The organism is Nonomuraea sp. NPDC003727 (assembly GCF_053586935.1).
The window spans coordinates 1-12,886 of record NZ_JBSFNE010000029.1 but is presented as its reverse complement, the minus strand read 5'-3'; the positions used below and the strand labels follow the sequence as shown (position 1 = coordinate 12,886).

Here is a 12,886-nt window from a genome sequence, read left to right as displayed (position 1 = left end):
CAAGGGGATCCGCCTCCCTCACGCGGGGGGCATCTCACTGCACAGGATGGGAATCCGCTAAGCAGCCGATCTTCGGAGCTCTTGCCTCACATGGAGCAGAGTGCCGATGGGGCCGACGCTGTGCGGCATCCCAGGTTCCGGCATGCTCATCGCCAGGCGAGCACATCGTAAGCTCGCGCCAGGTCATCGGCCCACGGCGTGTCGTGATCACGCTCAAATGCGCTGTACAGGCGCTCTCTGACCCGGTCGCGATGCAGCCAGGTGAGGACCGCGGCGGGCAGATGCACTCCTCTGACCCACCCGGTCACCAGGTCGGCGAGATGACGGTCTGCCGCTGGTCCGCGAATGGCGTCCCAATCGTCGAGGAACAGGCTCACGCTGTCGGTGAACTCGCCGACCACGCTGAGGAATTCGGCCGTGTCGCCAAACGAGCCGACCTGCGGTGGATACTTCGCCAACAGCGACCGCCAGACCGCCATGAGGTAGCCGTCGACAGCCTCCCGCTCAGCTGCGGGCCAGGCCCGCCAGCCCAGCCGGACCAGCAGGCCCAGGACCATACTCGGGTACAGCTCGTTTCCCGTGACGAGCCGCTCCAGCAGCAACGGCAGCAGACTCTTCACGTCGTCGTCGGTCCCGACCGTGTTCCCCAGGCTGATCGTCAGTGCGAACAGGTCATGCTCATCCACCCGCACCGAACCGCGACAGTGTGGACACCCGTCAAGGACCGCCCGGCGCGGGTAGCGGGCGAACACCTCCCGAAGCCGTCCCACAGCCACGCCCAGCCCCTCGTCCACCGGCCAAGTGTCGCACCCGGTATCCGCCACGGTCGCAGACGGGTCGGAAGCGCCCGCCGGGCTCGGAGCGCAGCAGGGCGGATGGGCGGGCCGCAGCGTGGTCGTCATGCTGCTCCGCCGTGAACTTTCCTTCTATGGGCCGCGTTGGGACTTGCGAGGGTGTCTGTCCGCGTCGTTCCTCGCGGGCCTTCCCTCAGTCGTCATGAGTGCGGTTGTAAGCCCCGAGTTCTCCCTCCTTGGTGCACGCCTGTATGGGCTTCCCGTTCTTGGACGTGACTCGGTTCGGGCGGCGGTCGAGCCTGTGTGTACCGGGGCCAGGTTGACGGGACCTTCTCCACGGCGTTCGAGGTACCGGCCAGGCCAGCCGGCGCCGCCGTACGGCCAGCCACGCGGGCGCGGTGCCGGGGGCGCGGCGGAAGCTGATGGCTTTGGCCGCAGACCACCGTGTGCACCTGGACGCCGAAGACCCCATCCCGAGTAGACGTCTGAGCCGCGCCGCGCCCCCATCGAAGAGGCGCACGTTGGATGAGGCTGACGGCTATCGGCTTGCCGCGATCACCGCGTACAAGGGCGGCAACCCACGCCAGGCTCGTCCTGCGCGGGATCGAGGCTTCCGAGGATGCCGCGGAACGTCACGGCCGCCTCGTCACCGGCATGGAGGCCCTGGTCTGGCAGGGCGAGCTGCACGGCATCCCGGAGGAGTCGTCGTCAGCAATACCTTATTTCATCTAGGTAAGATAGATCTATGGCGGGCATTGAACGAGTCACACAGCCCACGTTGGACGTCCTCGAAGTGCTGGTTCAGGCCCAGCAACGGAGTGAGGAGATGCACGGCTGGGCCATCATGAAAGCCACCGGCCGCGCCGGTCCCACCGTCTACAAGGTCCTCGACCGGCTCGAAGACGCCCACTGGGTCAAGGGGAGATGGGAAGAACTCGCCGACGACCAGCCCGGCCCGCGTCGCCGGTTCTACGAGCTGACCGGCGAGGGTGTGCCCGCCGCCCGCGCTCTCCTGGCCCAGCGCCGCCCGTCCGCGCTCACGACCCGCCCGGCGCTCGGCTTCGCGCCGCTCGCCTGGCTGAACACGCTACTGGCCGGAGGAGCTCGTTGAGCGGCTGGGAGATCATATTCGCCTTCGTCGCGGGCCTGATCGTCAACGAGATGTGCGACGTCTCGCCGTGGCTGGCGAAGAGGCTCGTCCGCTGGTCCGCTTACCTTCGGTATCGGGACTCCATACGCGCGCAGGTCCGCGCCGAGGAGTTGATCGCGCTGATCGACTCGCGGCCCGGCAAGCTGCTCAAGCTGTTCACGGCCATCGGATTCCTAGGTGCCGGCACGGGGGTTCGCGTCTGGGATCACCTCCGAGACCTACGAAGAGGCGCAAGGTTCCGGAGAAGCGACCCCGGGCTGGCTACTCTCACGCTCGAGAGAACGGTGAAACTAACCTGGGGCCGCCGCCGCAGCCCGTTTCCGTCGCGGAGGAGAGTTGGCGCCGTGCCACCAAGCGATTGAAGGCGTGAGATGAGGCGAGCAGATCTTCCCCAACCGGGCCGCGATCATCCGGCTGGTCGGGGCTGTACTGGCCGAGCAGACCGACGAGTGGGTCGAAGCACGCCGCTACATGGGCCTGGGCATCCTCGCCAAAGCCCGCGTTCGGGTGATTCCCGGCGACACACCAGCCCAGAACCGCAGCACCGGCCCATGGTCGAACGCTCCATCGCCTGGCTGATTGGGCCTGAAAGCCGCTGCCGCCGTCTGCACCATCGCGACACCGCCGCCGCCCACTGGTGGCTGCGCACCCGCATGGCCGCGCTCAACCTCCGCCGTCTGCTCAACCTTGGCCTGCGCCGAGTAGCCGGCAGCACCTGGATCCTGCCCACCTCCGCCTGACCCTCCCTTCACCGCGTACGGGCCGCGGCGATCACCTCCTGGACGGCGTCGAGGACCAGGCCGGGCCGCGTGATGTGCACGTAGTGGTCGGCCGTGTCGGCGACCACCAGCCGGCCGCGCGTCGACAGGGCGGCGAGGTCCGCAGCGCGTGCCGTAGCGGTCGCCTCCTGGCCGGACGGGGAGATCACCACGACCGGCAGGTCGCCCCACGCCCGCGGCCGGACCGTCGCGCGCACCTGTGCGGCGCCGTCGGCGGCCGCCCACGCCTCGGCCCGGGCGGCCGCCATGCTGCCGGAGCCGTAGACGACGACGGCGTGCTCGCGAGCCGCCCCGGTGGCCGAGGCCGGCACGAAAGCGTCGCCGAACAGCCGGAGCAGGCCCAGGCGGGCGGCGAGCTGGTAGGCGGTGAACTGGACGGCCAGCAGCGGCCGGGAGACCTCGATCGCCCCGGCGGCCGTCTCGTCGGTGACGTCGACCAGCACCAGGCCGGCGGTGAGTTCCGGCCGGCGGTCGGCGAAGATCCGCACGCTGTTGCCGCCGAAGGAGTGCGCGACCAGGACATAGGGACCCGCCTCACCCGCGGCGGCCAGCAGCGCGTGCAGGTCCTCGGCGGCCCGCTCGGCGGTCGGCGGCGACGGGCTCCGCCGGCTCCACGCGTATCCGGCCCGGTCGTAGGAGCACACCCGGTTGCCCTCCGACAGCCGCCGCTGGATCGGCTCCCAGCTCGCGCTCGACTCGGCCAGGCCCGCCTCCAGGACGACGGTGGGCGCGCCGGTCCCTGTGCAGTGCAGGTGCAGGCGGTGGCCGCCGACGTCGACCAGCCGTCCCGGCATCCGGTGGCGTGCGGCGTCGCCCTGCCGGGCGACCGTCTCGTACAGGAATCCCCCGCTCACGGCCAGCACGAGCAGGCCCGCGGCCCACAGGGCGCCCCGCCGCAGCAGCCGCCGCCGCGGCCGTGCCGCCGGCGCATCTCCACGCGTCATGCCTCGAACCTAGGGACGCGGCCCGCCCGTCACCTCCTCCGCGCAGACGGAGCCGCCGCTACGACCCGCGCCCCGGCCGCCGCCGCCCTCTCCTCCGGCAGGACGACGCGGCCGTGGGAGCGCGGTCCCAGGGCCGGTCCCGGGCCCCGGGCCGGCCGCGCCGGTGGCCGGCGCGGGCGGCCGGCGGCTCTAGACGCACCGTCCGGCCAGCCAGGCCCGGTAGTCCTTGGTGTAGTTGGTCATCACGCTCTTGGGGGCCTGGTTCAGGACGGCCTGCCAGCGGGCCGTGTTGCCGCGCCAGTCCGGTGGCGGCTCGTCCCATCCGACGCTGTCGGTCCACCGGGCGGCCGACCCCTTGAGCAGCCCGGGATGGCGCCTGGCGAGCTCGCCCTGGATCCAGGAGTCGGTCGAGTAGACCAGGATCCGCTGCCTGCCCTGCCGTTCGACGATCGGGTCGGAGATCTCCTTCCATCCGCGCGCCGCGTGGCCGGAGGTGAGGACGGCCTTGGTCTCGGGCTTGATCTCGAGCAGGGCGACCAGGTTCCTGGCGGCCACGTGGTCCAGCCACTCCCGCAGCGTGTACACCCGCTCGCCGGTGTAGGGGCCGCGGGAGACGCGGCGGCTCTGCAGGTTGTCGCTCCCGTAGGCCCACCAGATGTCGGTGATGTCGCGCCGGGTCCCCGTCAGGCCGTTGGTGGAGGTGTTGTGCCACATCACCGCCTTGGTGCCCTCCCTGGTGAGCTGGACGTCGGCTTCGACGCCTGCGGCACCCCAGGACTTCTGGTCGTCGACGGCACGACCGCTGTTGGGCTGGCGGACCTGGTCCTTGGCCATGTCGGCCGGGTCGTGGGGGTAGCCGCCGTGCCCGAAGACCAGCGGGCAGGCCGGCGCGCCCGCGACGGCCGGCGGGGCGCCGGTGAGGGAACCGGCCACGAGCCCGGCGGCCGCCAACGCGACGCCGGTCCTGCGCTTCGTCATCTGCCACCCAGGGGAATCGTTCGGCACAACGGACGATCTACGTGGCGGGAGCCTAGTGATCCCGCTGACCCGCGATCAAGCACCGGGCGTCAGCCGCGGGACCGGGCGTGGACGATCAGCGCCCACACGAAGCAGCCGAACGAACCGGTGGCGGGACCACCAGGCCGCCCATGAACAGGATCATGAAGACCGGGTTGAGGATGGCCACGTTGATCTTCTGCATGGCCTCGCCGACGGCCTACCGCCAGACGTTCAGGCCGCGTGCTCAGGTGGCGGCCGTCATGGAGGAGGCGCCCTCCGCCGGCCGCAGGCGGCGCCGGGCCGGTTCGCGCCCGCGCGGCTGGCGGGGCGCGGCGGTCGCCGGCGGCGGCGCCGGAACGGGGCAGGTGACGGGCGAGCCGTGGGCGACCGTGATCGGCTTGCCGTGGTGCAGGAGGGGCAGCGGGTCGCCGTCGAGCAGCGTGTAGGTGGCGCTGCCCTGGTCCACCCGCACCGCCAGCCTGCTCCCCCGCATCACGATGGTGAAGCCGAGCCGCGACAGCCCGTCGGGAAGGCGCGGCGCGAAGGTCAGCCCGCCGCGCCGGCTGCGCATGCCGGCCAGGCCGTTGACCAGGGCCATCCAGCTGCCCGCCAGCGAGGCGATGTGGAGCCCGTCGCGGGTGTTGTGCTCCAGGTCGTCGAGGTCCATCAGCGCGGCCTCGGCCACGTAGTCGTAGGCCAGCCGCAGGTGCCCGACCTCGGCGGCGAGCACCGCCTGGACGCCCGCCGACAGGGAGGAGTCGCGGACGGTGAGCCGTTCGTAGTAGTCGAAGTTGCGGGCCTTCTGCTCGGGGGTGAAGGCGTCGCCGCGCCGGAACATGGCCAGCACCAGGTCGGCCTGCTTGACCACCTGCTTGCGGTACAGGTCGAAGTAGGGGAAGTGCAGCAGCAGCGGGTACTGCTCGTCGGTGGTGGCCGCGAAGTCCCACACCTCGTGGCCGGTGAACCCGGCCGCCTGGGGGTGGACGCCGAGCGTGGCGTCGTAGGGGACGTGTATCGCCTCCGCCGCGTCGCGCCAGCCGGCCATCTCCTCCTGGTCGACGCCGAGCTCGCGGGCGCGTTCGGGATGGCGGCCCGCGGCCTCGGCGGCGGCCACCAGGTTCTGCTGGGCCATCAGGTTGGTGTAGACGTTGTCGTCGGAGATGGCGCTGTACTCGTCGGGTCCGGTCACCCCGTCGATGTGGAAGCGGCCCTGGGCGTCGTGGTGCCCCAGCGACCGCCACAGCCGCGCGGTCTGCGCCAGCAGTTCGAGCCCGATCCCGCGGTCGAAGTCCTCGTCCGCCGTGCAGTCGACGTAGCGGACGACCGCGTCGGCGATGTCGGCGTTGATGTGGAAGGCCGCGGTGCCCGCCGGCCAGTACCCCGAGCACTCCTCGCCGTTGATCGTCCGCCACGGGAAGCCGGCGCCGCGCAGGCCGAGCTGGCGTGCCCGCTCCATGGCCAGCGGCAGGGTGGAGTGCCGCCAGCGCAGCGCGTGCGCGGCGCTGTCCGGCAGGACCTGGGTGAGCAGGGGCAGCACGTACGCCTCGGTGTCCCAGAAGCTGTGCCCGTCGTAGCCGGGCCCGGTCAGCCCCTTGGCCGGGATCGCCCTGCCCTCCGCCCGAGCGCCGGCCTGCAGCACGTGGAACATCGCGAAGCGCACCGCCTGCTGGACCTCGCCGTCCCCTTCGACCTGCACGTCCGCGTTGCCCCAGAACGTGTCGAGGTAGGCGCGCTGCTGGGCCAGCAGGCCGTCCCATCCGGTCTGCACCGCGCCGGTGAGCGCGGCGGCCGCCTGGTCGCGTACGGCAGGCTCCGACCGCGCGGCCGACCAGCCGTACCCGACGAACTTGACCAGGCGCAGCCGCTCCCCCGGGCTGAGGAACACCGTCACCGTCACCCGGCCGAGGTCGGGCCCGCTCTCGGCGCTGACCAGCACGTTGTCCGGCCCCTCGACGACGTGGTCCATGCCCGCCGCGACGATCAGCCGGCTCTCCCTGGTGCGGTGCAGCAGCCCTGCGCGAGCGTCCTTGGCGCCGTGCTCCAGGCCGAGCAGCGGGGCCTGCAGCGCGGCGGCGACCCGGGGATCGCCGCCGGGCGGCGGGAGCGGCTCGTTGGCGACGAGTTCCGACTGCACCACCAGCCGCACCGGGCGGGCCAGGGTCTCCACGTCGTAGCAGATGGCCGCCACCGAGCGCTGCGTGAAGGACACCAGCCGGGTAGAGGACACGCGCACCACGTCGTCGGAGGGCGAGGCCCATTCGGCCCGGCGGTGCAGCACCCCGGCGCGCAGGTCGAGCAGCAGCTCGTGCGAGCGCAGCTCCCCGTAGCGGACGTCGAACGGCTCGTCGTCGACGAGCAGCCGGATCAGCTTGCCGTTCGTCACGTTGATGACGGTCTGGCCGGACTGGGGGTAGCCGTAGCCCGCCTCCGCGTACGGCAGCGGCCGCAGCTCGTAGACGCCGTTGAGGTAGCAGCCCGGCAGGCCGTGCGGCTCGCCCTCCTCGAGGTTGCCCCGCCAGCCGATGTGGCCGTTGGACAGCGCGAACAGCGACTCGTAGTGGGCCAGGACGTCCAGGTCGAGGTAGGTGGCGCGCAGGCACCACGGCTCGGTGGGGAAGGCGGCATGGCTGATCACGGGTGCTCCAGGAGCTCGGCCAGGTCCTTCACCACGACGTCGGCGCCGTGCGCCCTGAGCTCGGCCGCCTGGCCCGCCCTGTCGACGCCGACCACGAACCCGAAGCCGCCGGCCCGGCCCGCCGCCACTCCCGCGAGTGCGTCCTCGAACACCGCGCAGCCGGCCGGGTCCATCGCGAACGCCCGTGCGCCCGCCAGGTACATGTCCGGCGCCGGCTTTCCCGCCAGGTGCTCCCGCTCCGCCGTGAGCCCGTCGACACGCACCTCGAACAGGTCCTCGATGCCCGCGGCGACCAGCACGTCGCGGCAGTTCGCGCTGGAGGAGACCACGGCGCGGCGCAGCCCCGCCTCCCGCGCCGCCTTGACGTAGCGCACCGACCCCTCGTAAGGCCGCACGCCGTCCTGCTTCATCTTGCGCAGCAGGATCACGTTCTTCCTGTCGGCCAGCCCCTTCACGGTGTCGGCCCGCTGCGGGTCGTCGGGGCTGCCCTCGGGCAGTTCGATGCCGCGGGAGGCGAGGAAGGCGCGGACGCCGTCGGCGCGGGGCCTGCCGTCCACGTAGTCGTCGTAGTCGGCCACCGGGTCGAAGGGCACGTACGGCTCGCCGCGCGCCCTGGCCCGCTCTCTCAGGTAGCCGTCGAACATCTCCTCCCACGCGGCGGCGTGCACCGTGGCCGTCCGGGTGAGCACGCCGTCCAGGTCGAACAGGCACGCCCGCACGCCGCCGGGCAGTCCCAGGTCGTTTCCCTTCACCGCATTCCCCGTTTCCCCGCCTCCGGCCCCCGTGGCGTGATCCCCTTCCGCGCCGGGCGGCCGGCGGCTGCCCGGCCCGCTCAGGGCTGCTGCGACGGCAGGACCTGGTCGTAGTCGATCTCGACGTGGCGCGGCCCGCGCAGTACCGCGCTGGGACGGTAGGGCGGCGGGTCGGTGACCAGCCGCGGGTTGACCAGCCGGCTCACCAGCTCGCGCAGGGCGATCTGGGCCTCGAGCCGGGCCAGCGGCGCGCCGAAGCACTGGTGGATGCCCCCGCCGAAGCCGAGGTGCTGGATGTAGGGGCGGTCCGGGTCGAAGCGGTCGGGATCGTGCACGTGCGCGGGGTCGCGGCTGCCCGAGGCGAGCGCCAGGATGATGGAGGAGCCCTTGGGGATGTCGACGCCCGCGACGGTGATGTCGTCGAAGGCGACGCGCTGCGGCAGGAAGTGCACGGGCGGCTCGAAGCGCAGCAACTCCTCGACGGTGTGGATGATCAGTTCGGGCTCCTTGCGGAGCCGGTCGATCATCCACGGGTTGCGCAGGATGGTGAGCATGCCGTTGGCGATGAGGTTGACCGTGGTCTCGTGCCCGGCGAGCAGCAGCAGCGCGCAGGTCGCCATCACGTCGACGTCCGACATCGAGCCCTCGGGACCGCTGTAGGTGACCAGGCCCGACATGAGGTCGTCACCCGGATCGCGGCGGTGGGCCTCGGCGAGCTCGCCGAGGTAGCGGCCGAGCTCGAGCCTGGCGGCCTGGTGGCGCCGTTCCCGCTCCTCCGCGTCCCCCTCGCCGGGGCCGATGCTCTCCACGATCGCCGTGGCCCAGGTGTGGAAGCGGGGCTCGTCCTCGCGCGGTACGCCGAGCAGGTGGCAGATCACCGTGACGGGGAAGGGGTAGGCGACGTCGTCGACGACGTCGGCCCGCGTGCGGCCGTCGAGGCCGTCGACCAGGCCCGTGACGATCCGCTGGAGGTCCCCGCGCAGGTTGTCGACCACGCGCGGCGAGTGCGGCGGTCCGAAATGGCGCATCGCCAGGCTCCGGAGCCGGTCGTGCTCGGGCGGATCGCGCATGATGAACGAGGGCGGCAGCCCGCCGGTGGGCGGCGGCTCGTTCAGGTTCTCGGCGTCGGAGCTGACCCGCGGGTCGTGCAGCAGCGCGACGATCGCGTCGTAGGTGCTGACGACGTAGCTGCCGTCCTCCTGGCGCGCCACGGGCGTCTTGCGGAGTTCGGTGTACAGCGTGTATGGGTCGGCCCGGTTGGCGAACTGGAGGATCTGCTCGTAAATGCTTGCCGGCGCCACGAAGGTGCCTCCCTGTCTTGTCGTTCGAGGGTGCTACTGCGAATGCCGTACGAGCGTGACGCGGCGTTCGGCCGGGTCGTGCCCGGTCACCACCACCGTCGCGCCCTCGGCCGGGGCCAGCCGCTGCGGGACCCCGGCGGGCACCGGCCGCACCTCCTGTGTCCGGCCGACCATGCGGGCCTCCGGCGGGAACGGCGCGGCCCGCTCGATCTGGTCCCGGTAGAAGTCCAGCCACATCGCCTGGTCGAAGGTGACCGCGGCGGTGATCCTGCCGCGAAAGCCGTAGACGGCGACGAACCTGCGCCGGTCCACCGAGCCCTGCACGATCGCGATCTCGTCGGCCACGGTCGGCACGCCGACCGACTTGATGTTGACGCCGAACTGGATGGACCAGAAGACCGGCAGCGACAGGTGTGGCCAGCGGTGGGCCTGGTCGCTGAGCATGTTGTGGGCGGCGATCTCGGCCTGGGCGACCGCGTTGCCCCAGTGCTCCAGCGCCATGAACTGGTAGTGGTAGACCGGGTGCGGGAAGCGCGCCACGTCACCGGCGACGAAGACGTCGTCGGTGACCAGGCCGTTGATGTCGAAGGCGCGGCAGCCCGCGTCGGTGGCCACGCCCCAGGGTCCTGCCGCCAGCCCGGAGCCCTGCAGCCATTCGACGTTGCGGATGGCGCCGAGCGCGACCACCGCCACGTCGGCCTCGACCCGGCTGCCGTCGGACAGCTCCGCCCCCACCAGCCGGCCGGCGGCGTCGCCTTCGAGCGCCCTGACGGTGACCCCGCACCGCAGGTCGACGCCCGCCTCGCGCTGCATGTCCGCCGCGACGGCGCCGATCACCTCACCCATCGAGCCGTGCAGCGGCGCCTGCCCGGCCTCGACGAGGGTGACGGGCAGATCGAGGTCGCGGCAGACCGAGGCCACCTCGCATCCGGTGAACCCGCCGCCGATGACCAGCACCCTGCCGACGCCGGCGGCCAGCCGGTCCCGCACCTGGCGTGCCTCTTCGAGGGTGCGCAGCACGTACACCCCGTCGAGCGCGGCCTCTTCCGGTTTCGGCCACGGCCTGGCCCGCGCGCCGGTGGCGATCAGCACCTTGTCGAAGTCGATCGTCCGGCCGTCGGCGAGGCGGACCTGCTTGGCGCCGAGGTCGAGCCCGGTCGCGGGGGTTCCCGCCACCCATTCGACGTCGATCTCCCGCAGGTGGGGCAGCATGGTGTGCTCGGCGTCGACCATGCCCTTGAGCACCTGCTTGGACAGCGGCGGCCGGTCGTACGGCTGGTACGGCTCGTCGCCGACCAGGGTCACGGTGCCCTTGAAGCCGTCCCTGCGCAGGACACCCGCGGCGCGGCCGCCGGCCAGGGACGCGCCGACGATGACGATGTGCCCGCTGCGCTTGAACTTGCCGTCGCTGTCACTCGTCGGGTGTGACAGCTCGGGGTCCACGGTTCGGTGCTGGGTGGCCATCCGGTCGAGGTGGATGGCCTGCACGGGACAGGCGGCCGCGGCCTGGAGCACCCGCTCGCGCTGGCCGTCATCGGGGTCGGTGTCGTAGAGAAGCGCTTCCTGGCCGAGCATGACGAACGCGTCCGGCGCCAGGAAGGCGCACTGCCCGTATCCCTGACAGCGTGTGAGATCAACGACTACGCGCACGGCGACTCCCCCCGTCGTTCCAGGCGGGCATCCGCCGCCCAGGCCGATCTGACACCTCCTTACCCGGCGCTTCGTTGGCGGTAAGTGAAGAAAAGTCATCGTTTGGGCATTTTCGCCGCATCGATGCGCTCGATGGGGATGGTCAACAGGAGCCACTCCTGGAATCTTGAATGCGCGTTCCAGATATGGGGTAGAGTGAGCCGCGTGGCGAGAACGAGGGAGTTCGACACCGACGCGGCGGTCGAGGCGGCGATCGGCGTCTTCTGGAGCAAGGGCTACGCCGCCACCTCCATCCAGGACCTGGTGGAGGCGACGGGGATCGGCCGCGGCTCGTTGTACGCCGCCTTCGGCAGCAAGGAGGGGCTGTACGAGGCGGCGCTCACGCGCTACGCCGAGCGCTCCTCCGCCGACATCGCCGCCCGCCTGGACAGCGCGGCACCCATCCGCGAGGTGCTAAGGGATGTGCTGATCGCGCTGGTGGAGGCCACGGTCACCGATCCCGGGCGGCGTGGCTGCCTGATCACCAACACCGTGACCGAGCGGCTGCCCGCCGACCCGGTCGCCGGCAGGGTGGCGGGCGGGGCGCTCGACCGCAACGCCACGGCCTTCACCGCCGTGCTGCGCCGCGCCAGGGAGCGCGGGGAGCTGCCGCCCGACGCCGACGTGACCGCGATGGCCGACCTCCTCGTGACCACGATCCAGGGCCTGCGCGTCCAGGGCAAGGCGGGCGCCGACCGGCGGCGGCTGGTGGCCGTCGTCGAACTGACGCTTTCTGTACTGTTCATTCACGATTGGAGTTCGATATGACCAGGGTCGCAGTGCTGGGCACGGGGATCATGGGCGCGGCCATGGCGCGCAATCTGGCGAGGGCGGGCCACGAGGTGGCGGTCTGGAACCGGACGAGGGAGAGGGCGCTGCCGCTGGAGGCCGACGGCGCGGTCGTCGCCGCCGGCCCGGCCGAGGCCGTGGCGGGCGCGGACGTCGTGATCACGATGCTGAACGACGGTGACGCGGTCCAGGAGGCGATGTCGGCGGCCGCGCCCGGGCTGCGCGCCGGGCAGGTGTGGGCGCAGATGAGCACCGTCGGCGTCGCCGCCATCGACCGGCTCGCCGAGGTCGCCCGGTCACACGGGCTGGTGTTCGTGGACGCGCCGGTGCAGGGCACCCGGCAGCCCGCCGAGGCCGGGACACTGGTCATCCTCGCGGCGGGGCCCGCCGACGAGCGGCTGGAGCCGGTCTTCTCCGTGATCGGCGCCAAGACCCTGTGGGTCGGCGAGGTGGGGGCGGCCACCCGGCTCAAGCTCACGACGGTCGGCTTCGGGATCTCGCTGACCTCGGTGGTCGCCGAGGCGCTGGCGCTGGCCAAGGGGCTCGGCGTGGATCCGGCGCTGTTCGGCGAGGTCATCACCGGCGGGCCGATGGACAACCCGTACCTGCAGGCGAAGGTGAAGGCCATCCTGGCCGGGGACTACACGCCCAGCTTCACCGTGCGCAACGCCGAGAAGGACACCCGGCTGATCGCCGAGGCGGCGGCGGGCGCGGGCGTCGCGGTGGACCTGGCCGAGGCCGCGGGCGAGCGGTTCAGGAGGGCGGAGGCTCAGGGACACGGGGACGACGACATGGCGGCGAGCTACTTCGCGAGCTTCGCCCCGAATGCATCCGATGACCAGGGGCCCCTCCCCGCAGGCGCGTGAAGTCGCGCGGCGAGGAGACCACCTGGCACAAGCCCGACCACCAGGCGGTGGAGGCCTCGATGGAGATGTCGGCCTGCTTCCTGGCCACCGGGTAACCGAGAGCACCGCGATGGGCCTGCGCGTGCTGGGCACGGCGGCCGGCGGCCTCCCCCAGTGGAACTGCGCGTGCCGGGCAGCGGCCACCTGGC

General features: G+C 72.0%; 12 protein-coding genes and 1 pseudogene. 6 read left to right on the top strand and 7 right to left on the bottom strand.

The genetic code is table 11. From position 1 onward, the window contains the following. Window positions 1–146: 146 nt before the first annotated feature. Window positions 147–794: a hypothetical protein gene (locus tag ACWDLG_RS41045; RefSeq protein WP_449930428.1), complete on the bottom strand. Its 648-nt coding sequence runs from the start codon at window positions 792–794 to the stop codon at window positions 147–149. 745 nt (window positions 795–1,539) lie between these two features. Between ACWDLG_RS41045 and ACWDLG_RS41040 the strand changes: the two genes are divergently transcribed. From ACWDLG_RS41040 to ACWDLG_RS41025, 4 genes and pseudogenes are all read left to right on the top strand, one after another. Further along, on the top strand, window positions 1,540–1,905 hold the full coding sequence (locus ACWDLG_RS41040; RefSeq protein ID WP_449930426.1) for a PadR family transcriptional regulator: 366 nt from the start codon (window positions 1,540–1,542) through the stop codon (window positions 1,903–1,905). Next, complete coding sequence (locus tag ACWDLG_RS41035; protein ID WP_449930424.1) at window positions 1,902–2,306, top strand: hypothetical protein; 405 nt, start codon at window positions 1,902–1,904, stop codon at window positions 2,304–2,306. Before ACWDLG_RS41040 ends, ACWDLG_RS41035 begins: the two co-directional genes overlap by 4 nt. Window positions 2,307–2,328: 22 nt before the next feature. Then, window positions 2,329–2,523, top strand: a pseudogene (locus ACWDLG_RS41030) (transposase); the annotation flags it as partial. Further along, complete coding sequence (locus tag ACWDLG_RS41025) at window positions 2,496–2,684, top strand: hypothetical protein (RefSeq protein WP_449930422.1); 189 nt, start codon at window positions 2,496–2,498, stop codon at window positions 2,682–2,684. The pseudogene ACWDLG_RS41030 and the gene ACWDLG_RS41025, both read left to right, overlap by 28 nt. 8 nt (window positions 2,685–2,692) lie before the next feature. Here the strand turns inward: ACWDLG_RS41025 and ACWDLG_RS41020 are convergent, their stop codons facing one another. The 6 genes from ACWDLG_RS41020 to ACWDLG_RS40995 form a co-directional block, all read right to left on the bottom strand. Beyond that, window positions 2,693–3,667 (bottom strand): alpha/beta fold hydrolase, encoded by a 975-nt coding sequence (locus ACWDLG_RS41020; protein WP_449930420.1) that lies wholly within the window; start codon window positions 3,665–3,667, stop codon window positions 2,693–2,695. 189 nt (window positions 3,668–3,856) lie between these two features. Then, a complete protein-coding gene (locus tag ACWDLG_RS41015) occupies window positions 3,857–4,645 on the bottom strand; it encodes a glycerophosphodiester phosphodiesterase (protein WP_449930418.1) in 789 nt (262 codons plus the stop codon). A gap of 265 nt (window positions 4,646–4,910) precedes the next feature. Then, complete coding sequence (locus ACWDLG_RS41010) at window positions 4,911–7,301, bottom strand: glycoside hydrolase family 65 protein (protein ID WP_449930416.1); 2,391 nt, start codon at window positions 7,299–7,301, stop codon at window positions 4,911–4,913. Next, on the bottom strand, window positions 7,298–8,053 hold the full coding sequence (locus ACWDLG_RS41005) for an HAD family hydrolase (protein WP_449930414.1): 756 nt from the start codon (window positions 8,051–8,053) through the stop codon (window positions 7,298–7,300). The genes ACWDLG_RS41010 and ACWDLG_RS41005 overlap by 4 nt, the downstream gene beginning before the upstream one ends. A gap of 80 nt (window positions 8,054–8,133) precedes the next feature. Further along, the gene (locus ACWDLG_RS41000; RefSeq protein WP_449930412.1) at window positions 8,134–9,354 is read right to left on the bottom strand and encodes a cytochrome P450; all 1,221 of its coding nucleotides are present in this window, start codon (window positions 9,352–9,354) and stop codon (window positions 8,134–8,136) included. Window positions 9,355–9,387: 33 nt separating this feature from the next. After that, complete coding sequence (locus ACWDLG_RS40995; protein ID WP_449930410.1) at window positions 9,388–11,004, bottom strand: FAD-dependent oxidoreductase; 1,617 nt, start codon at window positions 11,002–11,004, stop codon at window positions 9,388–9,390. A gap of 204 nt (window positions 11,005–11,208) precedes the next feature. On the opposite strand from ACWDLG_RS40995, the gene ACWDLG_RS40990 reads away from it, so the two are divergent. Both ACWDLG_RS40990 and ACWDLG_RS40985 read left to right on the top strand, forming a co-directional pair. After that, window positions 11,209–11,811 (top strand): TetR/AcrR family transcriptional regulator, encoded by a 603-nt coding sequence (locus tag ACWDLG_RS40990; RefSeq protein ID WP_449930408.1) that lies wholly within the window; start codon window positions 11,209–11,211, stop codon window positions 11,809–11,811. Next, complete coding sequence (locus ACWDLG_RS40985) at window positions 11,808–12,698, top strand: NAD(P)-dependent oxidoreductase (RefSeq protein ID WP_449930406.1); 891 nt, start codon at window positions 11,808–11,810, stop codon at window positions 12,696–12,698. The genes ACWDLG_RS40990 and ACWDLG_RS40985 overlap by 4 nt, the downstream gene beginning before the upstream one ends. The last annotated feature ends 188 nt before the right edge of the window (window positions 12,699–12,886 follow it).

Excerpts from the sequence above, each read along its gene's own strand:
- ACWDLG_RS41040 (WP_449930426.1), top strand. The coding sequence starts at position 1,540 with ATGGCGGGCATTGAACGAGTCACACAGCCCACGTTGGACGTCCTCGAA.
- ACWDLG_RS41025 (WP_449930422.1), top strand. The coding sequence starts at position 2,496 with ATGGTCGAACGCTCCATCGCCTGGCTGATTGGGCCTGAAAGCCGCTGC.
- ACWDLG_RS41020 (WP_449930420.1), bottom strand. The coding sequence starts at position 3,667 with ATGACGCGTGGAGATGCGCCGGCGGCACGGCCGCGGCGGCGGCTGCTG.
- ACWDLG_RS41015 (WP_449930418.1), bottom strand. The coding sequence starts at position 4,645 with ATGACGAAGCGCAGGACCGGCGTCGCGTTGGCGGCCGCCGGGCTCGTG.
- ACWDLG_RS40985 (WP_449930406.1), top strand. The coding sequence starts at position 11,808 with ATGACCAGGGTCGCAGTGCTGGGCACGGGGATCATGGGCGCGGCCATG.